Genomic DNA, 18,376 nt, shown 5'->3' with positions numbered 1-18,376 from the left:
TTGGCGGCCTGGCGCGGCTCAGCCGCGCCCCGGTTCCGGATACAGGAGACCAAGCAGCCCGTCGCGGCGAAACGGCTGCCACTGCCCCAGCGGCTGCGCGAGCCGGTCGGCGACGGCGTAGAGCGTGAGCGGGTGCACGCCGAGGCCCAGGTGGCTCGACTCGACTTCGATGTTCTCTGCCTGCGGCCCGTCCGGCTCCCGGCTCTGCGCCCAGGCGACGATGCCGTCGCTCCGGCTGTAGATGCTCGTCGCCGGCACCGGCAGCCGGCCGTGCAGGTCGCCGAGGGCCGGCGGCAGACCCATGGGATCGCCGGTGAGCTGCTCGTAGGTGCGCCAGAGGGCCGCTGGCGGCGGGTCGGCGGCGATGGGGGTGCCGAGGCAGATCACCTGCCGCACCTCGGCCGGCGCGGCCAGGGCCAGCGCGCGGGCGAAGAGCCCGCCCAAGCTCCAGCCCACCAGGCTGACCTGCTGCCTGCCCTCATCGGACAGCGCCGCGAGCCGCTCGCGGCAGGCCTCGAAGACGCCGGCCCGCGGGCCCAGGTTCAGGCCCTGCCCCCAAGCCGACGCGGCATAGCCGCGGCCAGCGAGAAAGCGCCGCAGCGGCAGCGTGTTGATGTCCGTGCCGAACATCAGCGGCAGCACCAGCACCGGATGGCCGTCGCCCTTCGGCGCCAGCGTCAGCAGCGGTTGTGCCGCGAAACCGGCGCCGAGCTCCCAGGGCGCGCGGGCCTCGAGCGCGAGACGCAGAGGCGCCGTGATAGTGCGGAATATCTCGTTGTCGGCCGGCAATCGCAGCATGTCGCGAATCTCCTCCTGGGGTGGATCGGCAGCTTGCGGACAAGCAGCGTCTGGATCAAGTCCGGGCGCTGCCGGCGCGGCAGCGGCAGGGGTTCGGGCAACGGGGCAGCACCGTCTCGACGTCGCGGGCGTTGCCCTGTTGCGGCGCGGCGCTCGGGGCGTGACCGAGCGAGCGGCGTGCTGCCTGCTCAGCCCCGCCGCTTCGGCGGCTCAAAGCCGGCGTCGACGCCCTGCCCCGCCGCGGGCTTCGCGCTCGGCTTGCGGCGCTTGCCGATGTTCTTGCGCTCGCGCAGCCGCTCCTTGAGCTTCGGCTTGTCGGCCGCGCCGTCGGCGGCGTTGGCACCGCGCTTGGCCGCGAGCTTCTTCACGACCTTCTTCACGACCTTCTTGGCCGGCTTGGAACGCTTCGGCGGCCCCTGGAAGCGGGCCTTCAGCCCGTCGATGACGGCCCGCTCGACGCTGATGCCGAGATAGCGCTCGATGCTCTCCATGCGGTTCCACTCCGGCGCGCTGACCAGGCTGACGGCGAGACCGCGGCGCCCGGCGCGCCCGGTGCGCCCGCTGCGGTGCAAGTAGTCGTCACCGCTGCGGGGTACGTCCAGGTTCACCACCAGCTCGGTGCCGGGCACGTCGAGCCCACGGGCGGCGACGTCGCTCGCCACCAGCACCGACACGGTCCCGGCGCGGAACAGGGCCATGACGCGCTTGCGCTCGCGCTGATCCAGCTCCCCGTGCAGCACGACGGCGCGAACGCCCGCGGCGACAAGCTTGGCGCCCGCCTGCTCCGCACCGGCACGGGTGTTCGCGAACACCAGCGCCCGGTCGAACTCCGCCGCCGTGAGCAACCGCTGCAACTGCGCTGCCTTGTGCGCCGCGTCGTCGCTCAGGATGATCTGATGGTCGATGTGCGGATGCGCCGTGCGCGGATGGTCCAGCGTGATGCTGACCGGGTCCTTCAGCAGGTAGTCCGCGAGCTCGATGATGCCGCGCCGGTGCAGCGTCGCCGAGAACAAGAGCGACTGTCGCTCGCCGGGGGCGTGGTTCAGGATGGCCACGACCTCCTCCACGAGCCCCATGTCCAGCATGCGGTCGGCCTCGTCGAGCACAATGAACCTGACGTCCGTGAGGTCCGCCTCGCCGGTGTCGAGGTGCTCCAGGAGCCGCCCGGGGGTCGCGATCAGGATCTCCGGGTTGCGCCGCAACGCGTTCACCTGATGGTTGCGCGGCTCACCGCCGACGATGACCGCTGCGGTCAGCCTGGTATAGCTGGCGACGGCGTGGAAGTGGTCCAGCACCTGGCTCGCCAGCTCGCGCGTCGGCACCAGCACCAGCGCGCGGGTGCCGGCACGCGGCGCCGGCTCGTCCAGCAGCCGCTGCATGATCGGCAGCAGGAATGCGGCCGTCTTGCCGGAGCCGGTGGCGGCGGCGGCCATGAGGTCCCGACCCTGCAGCGCCACCGGCAGCACGGCCGCCTGCACCGGCGTCGGCGTCTCGAAGCCGGCCTTGGCGATGCCGCGCAGCAGCGGCTCGGCGAGGTCTAGGGTCGCAAAGGCGTTCGCGGCGTCGGCGAGCTCGTGTTCGATCATGGCATCAGCCGTGGTGCTTCGCTGCGGAAATCCCGCGATCGGGGTTCCTGCGTTGTTGTGGTCATGGGGTAGACCCTAGATCGGGGCGTCGGACTGACCAAGTGCGTCGGGATCGGGGTCGAAATCGAAATCGGGATCGGGATCGGTTTGCCACTCGGTTCGATTTCGATAGCGATGTCGATAGCGATGACAGGAGTCGTCGTCCCGACGCGAAGCCCCCTAGCCCCTAGCACCTAGCACCTGATCCCCCTAGTCCCTCAACTTATACCGCGCCCCGCAATACGGGCATGTCGCCTCATGATCAGGCTCGTCCTCAATGGGCAGATACACGCGCGGGTGCATGTCCCAGACCTCGGCGTCCGGCAGCGGGCAGGACAACGGCAGATCTTTCCGGCTGACGAGGCGCGGACCGCCGGGCGCCGGCGGCGGCGCGGCACCGGAAGTGTCTAGGGCCGGATCGCGGATGAGCTTGCGCATGGCTTCGATTCCTACAAAGGCAATGGGCGGGCGCCGCGGCTCGACGGCGCTGTCGGCGGGCGGCGGCGGCGTCGCCGAAGCGGCTAGATGACGCTGAGCCACTCCAAGTGCTCGGGGCTCCGGCCCTTCACGACGTCGAAGTACTTGCTCTGCAACTGCTCGGTGATGTGGCCGCGGGTACCGCTGCCGATGCTGCGGCCGTCCACCTCGCGAATGGGCGTGACCTCCGCCGCGGTGCCGGTGAAGAAGGCCTCGTCGGCGATGTACACCTCGTCGCGGGTAATGCGCTTCTCGATCACGGCAAGCCCCATCTCGGCGGCGAGCGCGACGACCGTCTTGCGCGTAATGCCGTCGAGCGCCGACGTCAGGTCCGGGGTGTAGATGACGCCGTCGCGGACGATGAACACGTTTTCGCCGCTGCCCTCCATCACGTAGCCCTCGGCATCGAGCAGCAGCGCCTCGTCGTAGCCGTCGCGCAGCGCCTCCTGTAACGCCATCATGGAGTTCATGTAATTACCCGTGGCCTTGGCCCGGCACATGGTCACGTTGACGTGATGGCGGGTGAAGGACGACACCTTGATGCGGATGCCGTGCTTGATGTTCTCCTCGCCCAGGTAGCTGCCCCAGTTCCACGCGGCGACGATGGCATGCACCTGCAGGTTGTCCGCCCGCAGACCCATGCCCTCGGCGCCGTAGTAGAACAACGGCCGGATGTAGGCCGAGTCCAGGTTGTTCTCGCGCACCACGGCGCGCTGTGCCGCGTTTAGCGTGTCCTGATCGTAGGGCACGCGCATGCCGAGGATGTGCGCGGAATTGAACAGCCGCCTGGTGTGCTCCTGGAGCCGGAAAATGGCCGGTCCGCGGTCGGTGGCATAGGCGCGTACGCCCTCGAAGACGCCCATGCCATAGTGCAGCGTGTGAGTCAGCACATGGGTCTTGGCTTCACGCCAGTCCACGAGCTCGCCGTCGTGCCAGATCACGCCGTCGCGGTCGGCCATGGTCATTGCTTGATACTCCTCAGGGAAGAAGGGCCGAGGGCCGAGGGCCGAGGCCGGGAATAAGGGCCTAGGGCCGTGGGCCGAGGCCGGAAACAACGGCCTAGAGCCTAGCCGCGAGGCGAGGGACAAATTTACTACTGTTGCGGATCGAAAGCCTTTGGTGGGCGAAGCAACCCCAACGAGCTGGGGCTTAGAAGCTCGCTCCTCAGCCCTCGGCTGCAGGCCCTTCCCCCTCAGCCTTCGGCCCTCGGCCCTCCATCAATTGCCGCCAGCAACCTGCCACCGCCTCGCGCTCGGCCGCGAGCTCGGTGTCCGGCACCAGCCCCGGCGAATCCTGCAACGCGTGGCGGTGATAGGCGAAGCGCAGCGCCTTGTAGGCATCGGTGAGGTCCTGGGCGGTTCCGCCCGGCAACAGCGCGAGGCGGTCCAGGGTTTCCAGCAGCCGAACGTTGTCGGTCCAGGTGGTGAGGTCGGGATGCGTCGCGGCCCAGCGCAGCACCGAATATTGAACAATGAACTCGATATCGGCAATACCGCCGCGGCCCTGTTTCAGGTCGAAGCGCCCCCCGCGGGTCTTGTCAAGGCTCGCACGCATCTTCGCCCGCATGTCGCGCACCTCGGTGCGGAGTTTGTCGGGGTCCCGCGGCAGCCGCAGGATCTCATCGCGCACCGCGCGGAAGCGCGCCGCAAGGCCCGCGTCGCCAGCCACCGGCCGGGCGCGCACCAGCGCTTGGTGCTCCCAAGTCCAGGCCTCCTCGCGCTGGTAGCCTGCGAAGGAGGCCAGCGTGCGGGCGATCATGCCCTTGTCGCCGTCCGGGCGTAGCCGCGCATCAATGTCGTACAGCACGCCGGAGTAGGTCGGCGTGGTCATGATGTGGATCATGCGCTGGGCCAAGCGCACGTAGAACTGCGAGCCCGTCACCGAGCGCTGCCCGTCGGGCTCGGAGACGGCGGTAGGCTCTCTGGCCAGCGCCTCGTCGTACAAGAACACTAGGTCCAGGTCCGAGTTGTAGCCGAGCTCGATGCCACCGAGCTTGCCGTAGCCGAGCACCAGGAAACCCGGCTCCGTCAGCGAACGACCCGGCGGCTCGCCGTGGCGCCGGGTCAGGTCGCAGAAGGCGATGGCGAGGCTGCGCTCGGTCGCCACCTCGGCGATCTCAGTGAGATAGTCGCTGACCACCATCAGCGAGACCACGCCGGTGATGTCCGCGGCGGCGGTACGCAATTGATTGCCCTGGACGAACTGACGCAGCCGCTCCATGCGCTGCTCCAGGTCGTCGTCGCCGACGGTGCCGAGCAGCACGTCGAGCTCGTGCTCCAGATCCGTGCGTCGCAGCGGCTCGAACAGCCGCCGCGGGTCCAGCAGCTCATCGAGCAGCAGCGGCTGCTTCGCCGTGCGCTGGGCGAACCACGGGCTCTTCCCGCTCAGTTGCACGAGCTGGCGGAGCACGTCCGGGTTCTCGGACAACAGCGCCAGATACGCCGTGCGCCCGAGCACCGACTCCAGCACCGTCAGCACCCGCGGCAGGGCGAGGTCCGGCGCGTCGCTGTCCGCGACGGCCGCGAGCAGCGCCGGCAGCACGTGCTCCAGGTGCTCGGCGGCGCGGGTGCTCAAGCCCCGCCGCTCGGCGGCGTCGCGGAAGCGTGCAATGACGGCGACGGTCGCCGCCGGCTCAGCGAAGCCATGCGCGGTGAGCAGGGCGTGCGCCTCCTCGGGCTCGGGGCGCCCGCTCCAGAGCACGGTTAAGGGATGCTCACCGCCGACGGGGGCGGCGAACACGGCCTCGAAGCATCGCTGCACCCGCGCGCGGTGGGCGCCGAGCACCTCGGCAAAGGCATCCCAGCCGTCGAAGCCCATGCTGCGCGCGAGCCTGAGTCTGGCGTCCGGCGTCTCCGGCAGCACATGGGTCTGGCGGTCCTGCCAGGCCTGGAGGCGATTTTCGGTGAGCCTGAGGAATCGGTACGCCGAGGTCAGCGCGGCGACGTCGATGGCGCTCAACAGCCCCTTGTCGCCGAGCAGCCTCAGCACCGGCTGGATCGGGCGGATGCGCAGCTCCGGCTCGCGCCCGCCGCGGATGAGTTGGAACGACTGGCCGATGAACTCGATCTCGCGGATGCCGCCGGGGCCGAGCTTGATGTTGTGCTCCATGCCCTTGCGCTTGAGCTCGCGGGCGATCATGACCTTGAGCGAGCGCAGCGACTCGATGGCGCCGAAGTCCAGATACCGCCGGTAGACGAAGGGTCTGAGCATGGCCGCCAGCTCCGCCGCGGGCCCGGTTGGGCCGGCGATGACGCGGGCCTTGGTCATGGCGTAGCGCTCCCATTCGCGCGCCTGCGAATGGTAGTAGCCCTCCATGGCATCGAAGCTCATGGCGAGGGGTCCGGCGCTGCCGAAGGGCCGCAGCCGCGTATCGACGCGGAACACGAAGCCGTCGGCGGTGACCTGATCCAGCGCCTGCACCAGCCGCTGGCCGAGGCGCGTGAAGAACTGCTCGCAGGTCAGCTCCCGCGGACCGCCGACGGTGCTACCGGTGTGCGGGAAGGCGAAGATGAGGTCGATGTCCGAGCTCATGTTGAGCTCGCGCGCCCCGAGCTTGCCCATGCCGAGCACCAGCAGCCGCTGCCGGTGGCCCGCGGCGTCGCGCGGCACGCCGAGCTCGGCCTCGGTCCAGGCGGTGAGCAGGTCCAGCGCCCGCTGCACGCAGGTGTCCGCCAGCGCCGACAGGCTCTCCAGCGTCTCGTCGAGATCGGCCCAGCCGGCGAGGTCGCGCCAGACGATGCGCAGCATCTGTGCGCGGCGAAAGCGCCGCAGCGCCTGCGCCAGCGCGGGCTCGGCGGCGCGCTCGGGCGCGAGCTGCGCCAGCGCGTCGGCGAGCAGCCGATCCAGCTCCGCCGCCGTCGGTGCCCGTGTCAGCGCGTCGTCGGCGAGCAGCGCGGCCAGGGTCTCGGGGCTGCGCGCCGCCGTGAGCGCGGCAAACTCGCTCGCCGCCCAGACCCGCTGGCGGGCGTCCGCGAAGGCAGCATCCTCGGGCACCGCGACATCTTGTGCACGCGCCCAGTCGAGCCAGACTGACCAGTGCGGGTCCTGTTGGTGATGGGTTGGGCCTTCGCCGGCGCTGTCAGTCATGCAGGATGCCGTAGCGGCTCGCCATGCGGTGGCTGGCGCCGGGCGCGATGGTCACCGCGTCGGTGCCCGCGTTGGTGGTCTCGACGCAGACCATGCCGAGGTATTCGTCATCGCCGAAGTCGCCCATCTGCCGGGACTGCTCGATCCACGGATTCCAGACCACGGCGGAGCGGCTGCCCTCGCGGTCGATCTGGATCTGCCGGCCAAACGATGGGTCGTCGATGATGAGCCGATCAGCCGTATCAAGATAGATACGGTTCACCGGGCCGTCGAAGTTGATGGGGCCGGACTGCTCCACCGGGGCGTCCGGGTCCGCCGCCGGCGTCGCCGTCGGGTCGCTCAGCGCCACCTTGTCCAGGTAGCTGTGACCGGCGAGCCCGAGCACCTGCGCGCGGCGCACATCGCCGACGTTGAAATAGGTGTGCAGCGCCTGCGTGATGGTCACCGGCGCCGGGCCGGTGTTGCGGGTCACGAGCGCCACCGCCAGCGTCGCACCGACGGTGACCTCCAGCTCCAACGCGAAGCGATACGGCCACAGCGCGCGGGTGGCCTCGTCGTCGCGGCAACCGAGCCGCACACGGGTGGCGCCGTCGACCATGGTCTCAGTGGACAGCAGCTTCCAGCCGCGCGCGCGCACGAAGCCGTGGTCCGGCCGACCGCGGTCGTCGGGGTCGCGGCCGAACCAGGGCCAGCACACCGGGATGCCGCCCTTGATGGCCTTGCCGGGCTGAAACAACGCGTGCTCGCTGACGAACAGCAGGTCGTGCTGTTCCTGCTCCGGCTGGTAAGCGAGCACCTGCCCCGCATACACCGAGATCTCGGCACGGGCATGGTCGTTGTCGATGCAGATCAGCGGAAAGCCGCCGTTGCCGGCGCAGATGCTGAGCACACCTGGAATGCCAAACTCGTCGTTCGCCTGGGTGATGTCCATGGGGGCTCCCGGCGCGGCGCAGACCGCGGGCCATAGTGTTGTCGGAAGATGACGGACGCAGTGGAGATGGGGGCGATCGCGCCCGACGCGAGCGGCCCGGCGAGCGCGGGCAGTATACGCGCAAGGGCCAAGCGCAGCAGACGTTGCGCGCCACTCATTGGGATCCGTATCCGTATCCGTATCCGGATCAAAATCAGAATCCCGGCTCAAGCCGCGTCGCAGTGCGAAACCCTTGTGTCGTGCGATGTCGCTCACCGTCGGCCATGGCGCGCAGCGCCGCGCCGGTCGCCATGGCCGTCAGCCGGCACGGCGCCGCACCGGGGCGCCCCCCCGCGACTCAGGCTTGCAGCTCGTCCGGCGAGGTGCCGCTGTTGGACCTCAGCATGCGCTCGAAGCGGGCCGGGTCGCGCTTGACGATGTCGACATACTCGTCCAGCAACGCGGACCAGCGCTCGCCGCCGTGGGCGCGGAACTTAGCGAGCGCCACCAGCAACAGCTTGGCGGCGGCGCGCAGCTCGCGCTCATCGCCAGCCCCGTAGTGGTCGACCAGCTCGTGGAACAGTGCCTCAACGCGCTCGGTGGGACTCGGCTGACGCTTGGCCATCTTGACTCTCCGACGTGATTCGCCGAGCAGTATAGCGACGGCGGAAGCCGACCTCCCGCCAAAACCCACACAATGCCGAGGCCGCTCTGCGCTCAGGCCTTGAGCGCCAGGAGGAGCCCATCGCGCAGAGGCAGGATGCTGCCGGCCCAGTGCGGACTCTCGGTAACGAGACGCGTGAAGCAGCGGATTGCCGCGGTGGCCGGATCATCGATGCGCGGGTCGAGCACCCGGTTACCCCAGAGCATGTTGTCGACGATGAGCACGCCGCCGGACAGGAGCTGCCGCTCGATGACCGGCAACGAGTCCGGATAGCCCTCCTTGTCGATGTCGCTGAAGATCAGGTCGAATCCGCCCGTCTCGTCCGCCAGCGCCGCAACCGCCTCGCCGACGTGGAAGCGCACCTGCGACGCAAGCCCAAGCGCCCGCAGGTGGCGCTCCGCGCGAGCGGACAGCTCCGCCTCCCAGACCGTGTGGTGCACCTCGCCGGCGGCGCCGTGGGTCTCCTGCACGGCGCGGGCGAACCACGCGGTGGAATAGCCGAAGCCGGAGCCGAGCTCGAACACCCGCCGCGCCCCGATCATGCGCGCGACCACATAGCAGAAGTGCCCGCAGGCGGGGCCGATGATCGGAAAGCCCTCGGCGACCGCAACCGCCTCCATCGCCCGGAGCTCGGGGGGGCGATCCGGCACCAGTTCATCAAGGTAGGACTGCAACAACAGCGGCAGCACGGTATCCGGCATCTGGGGCTCCGATAGAGACGGCGTGGGCTCCGGTGGTCCCGGAGCAACCTCAATGAGCACGTTGCGCGTTCCAAGACCTGGGCAAGGTCCCATCGTCGGCTGAATGCGCCATGTCGGCGCGCACGCAAGCGGCGTCCGCCGCTAGAATGCGTGACAGCGCCGAATGCGTGACAGCGCCGAATGCGTGACAGCGCCGAATGTGTGCAGAGGAGTCACGTTTCGAACGGGGCGTTGGACTGGCTAATGCAGCGGCGCGGAAGTCTTGAGACCGTCTTGGGTCGTCGCGGGCGGGTCGGTAACCGATCCAGAGCGGCCCGGGCCGGGCCGGAGAGCCGACCTCCCGGTCGGCTCGTGTCGCCGTGTTGACCTGGAGGTCAACACTCCAGTCAACGCCCGTCAACGCGGCGCACGTTCGATTACGACAACGACAACGACAACGACAACGATAAAACCACGGTCTCGGGATTTTGGCAGCGAAGCACAAGCGAGGCAGAGCCTCAGACCGACCAGGGCACGGCGCCTCGTCTTGCGCAGCCCGCTCGTCGGCGCATTGGGCCAAGGGCCGAGGCGGGCTCCCTTGGCCCTTGGCCCTCGGCCCTTTTGCCTGCAAGCGCCTTGTCGTCGTGAAACTTGACTCATCTGCAAGCATTCGGCGCTGGCAAGCAATCTAGGCAGGCAGCGCCTCAGACCGACCAGGGCACGGCGCCTCGTCTTGCGCAGCCCGCTCGTCGGCGCATTGGGCCAAGGGCCAAGGGCCGAGGCGGGCTCCCTCGGCCCTTGGCCCTCGGCCCTTTTGCCTGCAAGCGCCTTGTCGTCGTGAATGACTCGTCGGCTGGGGTGAAGCCTCGCTAAAATGCGGAGTCCCAACGCTCGGGGTCAGTCACGCGATGATCGTCTACCTGCACGGGCTGAACAGCTCCAGCCTGTCCGCCAAGGCCACCCGGCTGCGGGAGCTGCTCGCGCCACGACCCGTGCTGGCGCCGGACTACGCGCCGCACCGGCCGGACGACGCGGTCGCCGAGCTGACCGCGATGCTGGAGCAGGTGGCGGCCGCGAACGGCCCGCCGGTGCTGGTGGGAAGCTCCATGGGCGGGTTCTACGGGCGCTGGCTCATCACCCGCGTACCCTGCGCACATCTGTTCATGATCAACCCGGCGCTACGGCCCTGGCTGGATCTGCGCGATTTCATCGGCAGCGAACAGCAGACGGCGGCGGGTGAGCGCTACGTGCTGACCCGCGAGCGCATCGATCAGACGCGCGCCTACACCCCTGCCCGCCCCTGCGCGCAGCTACTCGCGCCGACGACGCTGCTGGTGGACTTGGGCGACGAGCTCATCGACCAGCGCGCATCCGTGGCGCTCTATCGCGGCTGCGCGCGGGTGGTGGCCTTCCCCGGCGGCGACCATGCCTTCCAGCACCTCGACCCGGCGCTGCCGCTGATCCGGGCGGCGGCCGACGCAACCTGACGGCGACGACGGCGGCGACGCCTCACTCCGCACCGATCACCCGCCCGACGATGCGAAAGCCGGCGACGTAGGTGCCGACGGCGGAGCCCAGACTGACCAGGATGAACACCGTCAGCACGTGCGACACGCGGTTGCGCCACCAGCCGCGCAGCGTCGTCACGTCATCGCGCAGCGCCGCGAAGTCGCCGACGCTCGGCCGGCGCAGCGCCAGCTCGGCGGCACCCGCCACCATGCCAGCGCCGATGGTTGGGTTTAGGGATGTGAGCGGCGCGGCGAAGAAGGAGAGCAGCACCGTCAGCGGATGCGCGAACGCAATGGCCGCGCCGAGCGCGGCCAGCGCGCCATTGATGAGCACCCAGTCCCAGACCAGGTTCCAGCCGAGCTCCGGGCTGCGCGTGAAGCCGTAGGCGAAGACGCCCAGGATGACGGCGACCACGAGCCACGGAAACACACGCCAGAACCCAGACGGCGTCGGCACCTGCTCCAACGCGGCGATGGTCTCCGCCGGATCGGGCGCGGCGGGGTCTTGCATGTGGTCAGCGACGCCGGCGAGGTGCCCCGCGCCGAGCACGGCGAGCACGCGCCGATAGCCATGGCCCTTGAGCTCCTGGCGCAGTCGCGCCGCCATGAAGCGATCGCGCTCGCTGATGAGCGGCACATAGAGCTCGCGGCGATCCTGCGCGAACTCGGCGAAGGTGGTCTCCAGCACATCGCCCTGCTTCAGCCGCTCGATCTCCTCTTCGGTGACCTCGTCCCGCGACAACAGGCCGGCGAGGAGCCCCGAGAACAGATTGAGCCGCTTCCACCAGCCCAGGTTCGCGGCGGCGCGCTTCAAGGTCACGCCGATGTCGCGATCCACCAGCAGCACCGGCAGCCCCTGCTCGCGCGCGAGCTGGATGGCCGCGCGCTGCTCGGCACCGGGCTCGATGCCGAACTGGTCCGCGAGGCGCTGCTGATAGGCGGCAAGCGCCAGGTTCGCGGCGACCACGTAGACGCGCTGCTCGCGGATCACCGTGAACAGGTCGAGGCGATGCAGCCGGTCCGGATCGGACAGGGCCTCGAAGCGGCTCTCGCACAGCTCGACGGCGACGGCATCAAAGCCGGCACCCGCCGGCCCGGGCGCGAGCAGCGCCTGCACCTGCTCGACGCTGGCACGGGAGACGTGCGCGGTGCCGAGGAGCTGCACCTCGCTGCCGTTCAGCGTGAGCTGGCGCGAGGGCTCGCCGGAGGCCACAGCGGGGGTGGAGTCGTCCTGAAGGTCTGGCACGATAAGGGATCGGACGGGTCGGCTTGGTGGCCGAGCATGATAGCGCAGCGGCCGCAACGTCGCCCGCAGGTCTCGATCCGGGAAGCAGTGCCGGAGCCTGCCGTTGGCCGCGGACCCGGCGACGTTTATCATCAAGCGTCCCCGCCGTTCCCAGGCTGCCGCAGCGCCGGTATGCGCTATAACCACCCCCAGGACGCCATGCCGAATTCACTGCGCCTCGCCGCCCTGCCGGCCCTGCTTGTGCTTCTGCAGGCCGGCCTTACCGGCTGCGGCACCATCCAAGAGGACCGCCGCGCCGAGGCGCTGCTCGCCGCCGCCAACACCCACCATGAGGCCGTGCGCTGGGGCTACTGGGAGGCAGTCGTGGAGCTGATGCACGCGGACGCGCGCAAGGACCTAGACCTCACGGCGCTCAAGAACGTGCGCGTGACGGGCTATGAGGTCGTGGGCCCGTCGGAGATTACGCCCGAGGGGAAGTCGTTACGACTCGCCCGCATCGACTACGTGCTGCAGGACGAGCAGCGCCTCAAGCAGGTGCTGGACCGCCAGGACTGGCGCTGGGACGACACGCGCAAGGTCTGGCTGCTGCACAGCGGCCTGCCGGCGTTCTGACGCGGCCCGATGCACCGCACGCAGGAGATTGGCTTCACGTCGGCGGCGCGCTTCCTGCTCGTTGCGGGCGCCTTCGTTGTCGTCGTTGCCGGGCTCAAGGCAGCGTCGACTATGGTGACACTGTTTCTGCTCTCAGCGTTCATCGCCATGCTGCTGGTGCCGCCGCTCAAGTACATGCAGAGCCACGGCATGCCGACCTGGGCCGCGATGCTGCTGATCGTCGCGGTGCTGGTGGGGGCCGGCGGTGCCGTACTCGCGATGTTCGCGGGCTCCGTAAACGAGTTCAACGCGAGCCTGCCCATCTACCAGCAGCGCGTGCGGGTCATGTCCGGCGAGCTCGTGACCTGGCTTGACGGCGTCGGCGTCCATGTCTCGCGGGAATCGCTGAACGCCTTGTTCGACCCCATGCGGATCTTCGGCTTCGCCGGCGAGCTCATCCGCGGCCTGGGCGCGTTGCTGACCAACGCCTTCATGATCCTGCTCACGGTCATGTTCATGCTGTTCGAGGCCAACAGCCTGCCGAGCAAGCTGCGCGCCGCGCTGCGGGCGCCGGAGGCCTCGCTGGACCACTTGCGCGAGGTGATGTTCACCATCAACCGGTACATGTTCATCAAGGCCTGCACCAGCCTCGTCACCGGCTTGCTGATCTGGGCTTGGCTCAGCTTTCTCGGCGTCGCCTTCGCGGCCATGTGGGGGATGCTCGCGTTCCTGCTGAACTTCGTGCCCACCATCGGCTCCATCATCGCCGCGGTACCGGCGGTGCTGCTGGCGCTGATCAAGCTCGGCATCGACGACGCGCTGCTGGCCTCACTCGGCTTCATGGTCGTGAACATCGGCATCGGCAACTTCATCGAGCCGCGCGTCATGGGCCGCGGGCTCGGGTTATCAACGCTGGTAGTGTTCCTGTCGCTCGTGTTTTGGGGCTTCGTGCTCGGCCCGGCCGGCATGTTCCTGTCGGTGCCGCTGACGATGGCGCTGAAGATCGCCTTTGGCGCGAGCCCGCAGACCTATCCCATCGCCATCATGCTGGGCCCGGCAGAGGAGGCGCGAGCCGCGATGGCGGCGGGGCATGGCGAGGCCCTGCCGCTGTGCTCGCCGCGGCGCGACCAACAGCAGGCCAGCCGTGAAGGTGCAGAACGGGTATGACAGTCGGCAACCTGAGCGCGCTTTTGCTGGTGTTGCTGGCGGGCTGGCTCTGGCTGAATACGCTCCGGGCGCACGAGCTGGCGCTGGCCTACGCGCGTCGGGCCTGCGAGCGCGCCGACGTGCAGTTGCTGGACCAGGCGGTGGTGCTGCGTGCTCTGGCGCTGCGCTGGACGGCCGACGGGCTCAAGCTGCGTCGGACCTATGGCTTCGAGCTCAGCGCGGACGGGGTGGAGCGCCAGCCCGGGCAGCTCGTGTTGCTTGGGCTACGGCTACAGTCCTTGAGCCTGGGTGATGCCGAGCCCGAGCCCGAGACGGGAGAGGGGCGCTTCGAGCCCTGAGCGCGGGGGGGGATCGAGTCAGACCGGCGAGATCCTTCGATTTTCGCGTTCCTATTGGGCGCCGGTGGCGTTACTTGATGACCCTGAGGTTCGGCCGAGAGGGCTTCTTCGGGGCGTCGTTATCGTCTTCGCCCTGCCCCGGGTCCCCGGCACTGCTGTCGTTGTCGGCGGGCAGATCTTCTTCCGGAAAGAGCATGCCCTGCCCGTTCTCCCGCGCGAACAGACCCAACACGGCCTGCGGGGCAAGCTCGATGGCGAACGGCTGGCCGCCGAAGCGGGCCGAGAACCGTATCAGGTCATTGCCGATGTGGAAGCCATGCACCGCATGCGGCGCAACGTTGAGCACGATGCGGCCCTCGTCCGCGAACTCCAACGGCACGATGGACGAAGGATGCTCCGCATCCACCATCAGGTGCGGCGTCATGCCGTTATCGATGATCCAATCGTAGATGGCGCGGATCAGGTAGGGTCGGTTCGAGGTCATGACGGTCACCGAGGGGCACGGTGATGGCGAAAAGGCTAGGCTCGGCTGCGCGAAAGGGTAAGCCCGCGGTCGTCAGGCGAGGTCGGAGACCATCTCCCGCTCGGCCTCAGACAGGCTGCGCCGGAAGGACGGCCACTCGAACAGGCGGGCGGCGTACTCGGTCACGGGCGCCGCCGCGGCGGGCAAGTCCACCCGCAGCACCGGCAGCCGCCACAACAATGGCCCGACGTAGCAGTCCACGAGCGAAAACTCGTCACTCATGAAGAATGCATGTGCGCCGAAGATGGCGGCAGATTCGGTCAAGCTTCGGCGCAGATCGTCCCGCGCACGGGCCGCGGTCTCTGCGTCGCCGTGCACGATCTGCCCCATCAGCGAATACCAGTCGCGGTCTACCCGAAACATGAAAAGGCGCGCGCTGGCCCGCGCCACTGGGTCGACCGGGAGCAGCGGTGGGTGCGGAAAGCGCTCGTCGAGATACTCCAAGATAATCGGCGATTCGTAGAGCACGAGATCCCGGTCAACCAGTGTCGGCACGGTCCCGTAGGGATTCGCGCCGATCACCTCGGCGGGCAGGTCCTGCGCATCCACGTCGACAACGTCGATGTTGATCTTTTTCTCGGCAAGGACCATGCGCACCCGATGGCAGTAAGGGCACTTGGGATCTGAGAAGAGCGTCATCACACCTCAACTCTCGGTGGCAACCGGCGTCACATCAATGCCGAAGCGGGCGCCGGCGTCCCGCGGCAGAATCAGAACAAGACAAGGCTCGACGGCGCGGGCGGGCTTAGAGCCGCCGACGGCCTCGAATCGCTAGGATACACCCTTTCGGGTATCGCAAATCGGTCTGCCCGGACCGATCCAATCCGCTGTCAGGGCAGAACCGCTCGCGGTCCAATGGTCTCAGTGTGGGGCTGGCGGGATGACTGCTGACGCACGGGCACGGTACCCATGCAGGAAGAGGGGGGCTGCCCTGCCCCGGGAAGGCCCGCGCCGGCGGTCGTCCGACGCGGGGCTGAGCTCAGCGCGGGAAACGGCTCAGCGCAGGCTCCAGCGCACGGTCAGTGGACGTCCTTCCAGAACTCCTTCTTCAGGTAGAAGGCGACGATGAACATGAGACCCAGGAACAGGAGCACGTATAAGCCGAGGCTCCGACGCTCCAGCCGGATGGGCTCGCCGACGTAGGTCAGGAAATTGGTGATGTCTCTGACCATGGTGTCGTATTCCTGCTCCGTCAGCGCGCCGGGCTCCACCAGCTCGACGCCGACGACATGCTCATCGCCGCTGCTATGTCCGTGCGCGTAGATGGCCTTCTGAACACCCTGGAGGCCAGCCAGCGCATCGGGCATACCGACCTTAGGGAACAACATGTTGTTGACGCCGTAGGGACGCGACTCGTCGGCGTAATAGCTCTTGAGATAGGTGTACACCCAGTCCGGGCTGCGCCAGCGCGTGACCAGCGTCAGGTCCGGAATCGCGGTACCGAACCACTTCTCACCGTCCTCGGGCCGTAGCGCGATGGTCATCAGGTCGCCCGGGTTGGAGTCGCCGAAGATGAGGTTCGCGCGCAACTCATCGTCCGGAATACCCAAATCCTCCGCCATGCGGTTGTAGCGCATGTACTGAAGGGAGTGGCAGCCCAAGCAGTAGTTGGCGAAGTACTTGGCACCGCGTTGCAGGGATGCCTTGTCCTTAAGGTCGATGTTGGCATCCTGCAGGTCCGGGCCATGGCCACCGGCGGCACCGGCGGTCAACGGCAGCAGCAGCAGCAGGCCTGCGATCAGTGCTTGTCTCATGAGGTCACCCTTTCCGGCACGGGCTTGGTCTTTTCCAGCTTGGTGTAGATCGGCATCAGCAGGAAGTACGCGAAATACACGACGGTGAAGATCTGCGCGAGCAGCGTGTACAGATCGCTAGACGGTTTCAGGCCGAGATACGCCAGCACCACGAAGGACACGGCGAAGGCGGCCAGGAACACCTTGGACAGGACGCCCTTATAGCGCATGGAGCGCACCGGGCTGCGGTCCAGCCAGGGCAGGAAGAACAAGATGAAGATCGCGCCGAACATCACCACAACGCCCGGGAACTGGGAGCCACCGATGGGCGGCACCGCGCGCAGCATTGCGTAGTAGGGCGTGAAGTACCACACCGGGGCGATATGCTCGGGCGTCTTCAATGGATCGGCCGGCTGGAAGTTCGGCGGCTCCAGGAACAGGCCACCCAAGTCCGGTGCGTAGAACACCACCAGCGAGAAGATGGCCGCAAACACGATCAGGCCGACGATGTCCTTCACGGTGTAGTACGGATGGAAGGGGATGCCGTCCGCCGGCGCCGTCTTGCTCCACTTGTTCCCCTTCGGGCCCTTCTTGATCTCGATGCCGTCGGGGTTGGTGGAGCCCACGGTGTGCAGCGCGACGATGTGCAGGAACACGAGCGCCACGAGGATGAACGGGATCAAAAAGTGGAACGCGAAGAAGCGGTTCAGCGTCGTATCGGAGATGACGAAGTCCCCGCGCACCCAGGTGGACAGATCCGGACCGATACCCGGTACCGCCGCAAACAGGTTCACGATGACCTGCGCACCCCAGTAGGACATCTGGCCCCAGGGCAGCAGGTAGCCAAAGAACGCGGTGGCCATCATCGCCAGGTAGATGATCACGCCGATCATCCACAACAGCTCGCGCGGGTTCTTGTAGGAGCCCCACATGAGTCCGCGGAACATGTGCAGGTACACAAGAATGAAGAAGAACGACGATCCGGTGGAATGCATGTAGCGGATCAGCCAACCCCAGTTGACGTCGCGCATGATGTATTCCACCGACGCGAAGGCCTCGGTGGCGGACGGCTTGTAGGACATCGCGAGCCACAGACCGGTGACGATCTGCAGCACCAGGACGACCAGGGCGAGGGAGCCGAAGAAGGACCAGAAGCCCATGTTCTTCGGCGCGTAGTACTGGGCCAGGTGGTCGTTCCAGACCGACATCACCGGGAAGCGCTTGTCCAGCCAGCCGAGGAGCCCCCCCGGCGCCGGCGATATGCCGGGCTCGCTCCCGACAGTGGTTTCAGTGCTGCTCATCAGGCGGCTCCTTCATCCTCACCGACGAGGATGGTGTTCTCGTTGACGTATTTGTGTTTCGGGATCACCAGGTTTGTCGGTGCCGGCACACCCTTGAAGACACGCCCCGCGAGGTCGAACTTCGAGCCGTGGCAGGGGCAGAACCAGCCGCCCTTCCAGTCCTTGCCTAGATCGTCCGGTGCAAACTCCGGGCGATACGTCGGCGCGCAGCCCAGGTGGGTGCAGATGCCGATGGCGACGAAATACTTGGATTGATTGATCGAGCGGGTCGGGTTCTGGCAATACTCGGGCTGCTGCGGCACCTCGCTGGCCGGGTCCACCAGCTTCGGGTCCATGGTCGGGAGCGCCGCGAGCATCTCGTCGGTGCGATTCACGACCCAGATCGGCTGGCCGCGATATTTGACGCGCAGCAAGGCGCCGGGTTCCAGCTTGCTCACGTCCGCCATCACCGGCGCACCGGCGGCGCGCGCCTTCGCGCTCGGGTTCATCGAGGAGATGAAGGGTACCGCGACGAAGCCTACGCCCACGGCGCCGAGGGCGCTCGTGGCGGCGATCAGCACCCGTCTGCGCTTCGGATCCGCCGGAGGCGAATCCATGGTCTCCACACCTTGTGCGTTCATTGTCAGGTCGACCCCCGCTGGGCCCGATCTGCCGCGATCCGGTGGCCTAAGCCAGCCGAATCCAAGGCAATTTCGGGCTGAGAATTGAAAAAAATCAGAATATCGGAAA

18 protein-coding genes are annotated in these 18,376 nt (G+C 67.9%); 4 read left to right on the top strand and 14 right to left on the bottom strand.

Going from position 1 to position 18,376, the window contains the following annotated elements; translation table 11 throughout:
- Positions 1–18: 18 nt before the first annotated feature.
- The 8 genes from ML01_RS04855 to ML01_RS04820 form a co-directional block, all read right to left on the bottom strand.
- Positions 19–798 carry an alpha/beta fold hydrolase gene (locus ML01_RS04855; RefSeq protein ID WP_058554270.1) on the bottom strand — a complete coding sequence of 260 codons (780 nt, stop codon included), beginning with the start codon at positions 796–798 and terminating at the stop codon, positions 19–21.
- Between the two features lie 188 nt (positions 799–986).
- Positions 987–2,384: a DEAD/DEAH box helicase gene (locus ML01_RS04850; RefSeq protein ID WP_058554269.1), complete on the bottom strand. Its 1,398-nt coding sequence runs from the start codon at positions 2,382–2,384 to the stop codon at positions 987–989.
- Positions 2,385–2,633: 249 nt separating this feature from the next.
- Positions 2,634–2,861 (bottom strand): zinc-finger domain-containing protein, encoded by a 228-nt coding sequence (locus ML01_RS04845; protein WP_058554268.1) that lies wholly within the window; start codon positions 2,859–2,861, stop codon positions 2,634–2,636.
- An 83-nt stretch (positions 2,862–2,944) separates the two neighbouring features.
- Positions 2,945–3,865: a branched-chain amino acid transaminase gene (locus ML01_RS04840; RefSeq protein ID WP_058554267.1), complete on the bottom strand. Its 921-nt coding sequence runs from the start codon at positions 3,863–3,865 to the stop codon at positions 2,945–2,947.
- A 199-nt stretch (positions 3,866–4,064) separates the two neighbouring features.
- Entirely contained in the window at positions 4,065–6,986 is a 2,922-nt protein-coding gene (gene glnE / locus ML01_RS04835; protein ID WP_058554266.1) for a bifunctional [glutamate--ammonia ligase]-adenylyl-L-tyrosine phosphorylase/[glutamate--ammonia-ligase] adenylyltransferase, read from the bottom strand.
- Complete coding sequence (locus ML01_RS04830) at positions 6,979–7,917, bottom strand: D-hexose-6-phosphate mutarotase (protein WP_058554265.1); 939 nt, start codon at positions 7,915–7,917, stop codon at positions 6,979–6,981. Before ML01_RS04830 ends, glnE begins: the two co-directional genes overlap by 8 nt.
- A gap of 337 nt (positions 7,918–8,254) precedes the next feature.
- Positions 8,255–8,521, bottom strand: a complete 267-nt coding sequence (locus ML01_RS04825) for a hypothetical protein (protein ID WP_058554264.1) — start codon at positions 8,519–8,521, stop codon at positions 8,255–8,257.
- 92 nt (positions 8,522–8,613) lie between these two features.
- Positions 8,614–9,261 carry an O-methyltransferase gene (locus tag ML01_RS04820; RefSeq protein ID WP_058554263.1) on the bottom strand — a complete coding sequence of 216 codons (648 nt, stop codon included), beginning with the start codon at positions 9,259–9,261 and terminating at the stop codon, positions 8,614–8,616.
- 887 nt (positions 9,262–10,148) lie between these two features.
- Between ML01_RS04820 and ML01_RS04815 the strand changes: the two genes are divergently transcribed.
- Complete coding sequence (locus tag ML01_RS04815; protein ID WP_058554262.1) at positions 10,149–10,727, top strand: YqiA/YcfP family alpha/beta fold hydrolase; 579 nt, start codon at positions 10,149–10,151, stop codon at positions 10,725–10,727.
- A gap of 22 nt (positions 10,728–10,749) precedes the next feature.
- On the opposite strand, the gene ML01_RS04810 is transcribed toward ML01_RS04815, so the two are convergent.
- Positions 10,750–11,994 (bottom strand): TraB/GumN family protein, encoded by a 1,245-nt coding sequence (locus ML01_RS04810; RefSeq protein ID WP_254045137.1) that lies wholly within the window; start codon positions 11,992–11,994, stop codon positions 10,750–10,752.
- Between the two features lie 198 nt (positions 11,995–12,192).
- Between ML01_RS04810 and ML01_RS04805 the strand changes: the two genes are divergently transcribed.
- The 3 genes from ML01_RS04805 to ML01_RS04795 are packed head-to-tail and all read left to right on the top strand — an operon-like array spanning position 12,193 to position 14,090.
- Positions 12,193–12,606: a hypothetical protein gene (locus tag ML01_RS04805; protein ID WP_216819108.1), complete on the top strand. Its 414-nt coding sequence runs from the start codon at positions 12,193–12,195 to the stop codon at positions 12,604–12,606.
- Positions 12,607–12,615: 9 nt separating this feature from the next.
- Positions 12,616–13,752: an AI-2E family transporter gene (locus ML01_RS04800; RefSeq protein WP_082673958.1), complete on the top strand. Its 1,137-nt coding sequence runs from the start codon at positions 12,616–12,618 to the stop codon at positions 13,750–13,752.
- A complete protein-coding gene (locus tag ML01_RS04795; protein WP_058554259.1) occupies positions 13,749–14,090 on the top strand; it encodes a DUF3301 domain-containing protein in 342 nt (113 codons plus the stop codon). The genes ML01_RS04800 and ML01_RS04795 overlap by 4 nt, the downstream gene beginning before the upstream one ends.
- A gap of 70 nt (positions 14,091–14,160) precedes the next feature.
- Here ML01_RS04795 and ML01_RS04790 read toward each other — a convergent pair whose 3' ends face one another.
- From ML01_RS04790 to petA, 5 genes are all read right to left on the bottom strand, one after another.
- Positions 14,161–14,574 carry a ClpXP protease specificity-enhancing factor gene (locus ML01_RS04790; RefSeq protein WP_058554325.1) on the bottom strand — a complete coding sequence of 138 codons (414 nt, stop codon included), beginning with the start codon at positions 14,572–14,574 and terminating at the stop codon, positions 14,161–14,163.
- Positions 14,575–14,646: 72 nt separating this feature from the next.
- Entirely contained in the window at positions 14,647–15,252 is a 606-nt protein-coding gene (locus ML01_RS04785; protein ID WP_058554258.1) for a glutathione S-transferase N-terminal domain-containing protein, read from the bottom strand.
- A 380-nt stretch (positions 15,253–15,632) separates the two neighbouring features.
- On the bottom strand, positions 15,633–16,367 hold the full coding sequence (locus ML01_RS04780; RefSeq protein WP_058554257.1) for a cytochrome c1: 735 nt from the start codon (positions 16,365–16,367) through the stop codon (positions 15,633–15,635).
- A complete protein-coding gene (locus tag ML01_RS04775; protein ID WP_058554324.1) occupies positions 16,364–17,554 on the bottom strand; it encodes a cytochrome b N-terminal domain-containing protein in 1,191 nt (396 codons plus the stop codon). Before ML01_RS04775 ends, ML01_RS04780 begins: the two co-directional genes overlap by 4 nt.
- A 92-nt stretch (positions 17,555–17,646) precedes the next feature.
- Complete coding sequence (gene petA / locus ML01_RS04770) at positions 17,647–18,267, bottom strand: ubiquinol-cytochrome c reductase iron-sulfur subunit (protein ID WP_058554256.1); 621 nt, start codon at positions 18,265–18,267, stop codon at positions 17,647–17,649.
- Positions 18,268–18,376: the final 109 nt, after the last annotated feature.

Source organism: Thiohalocapsa sp. ML1 (genome assembly GCF_001469165.1).
Taxonomy (GTDB): domain Bacteria; phylum Pseudomonadota; class Gammaproteobacteria; order Chromatiales; family Chromatiaceae; genus Thiohalocapsa.
Note: the sequence above shows the minus strand (reverse complement) of the source record. Positions and strands in the feature narration are given on the sequence as shown.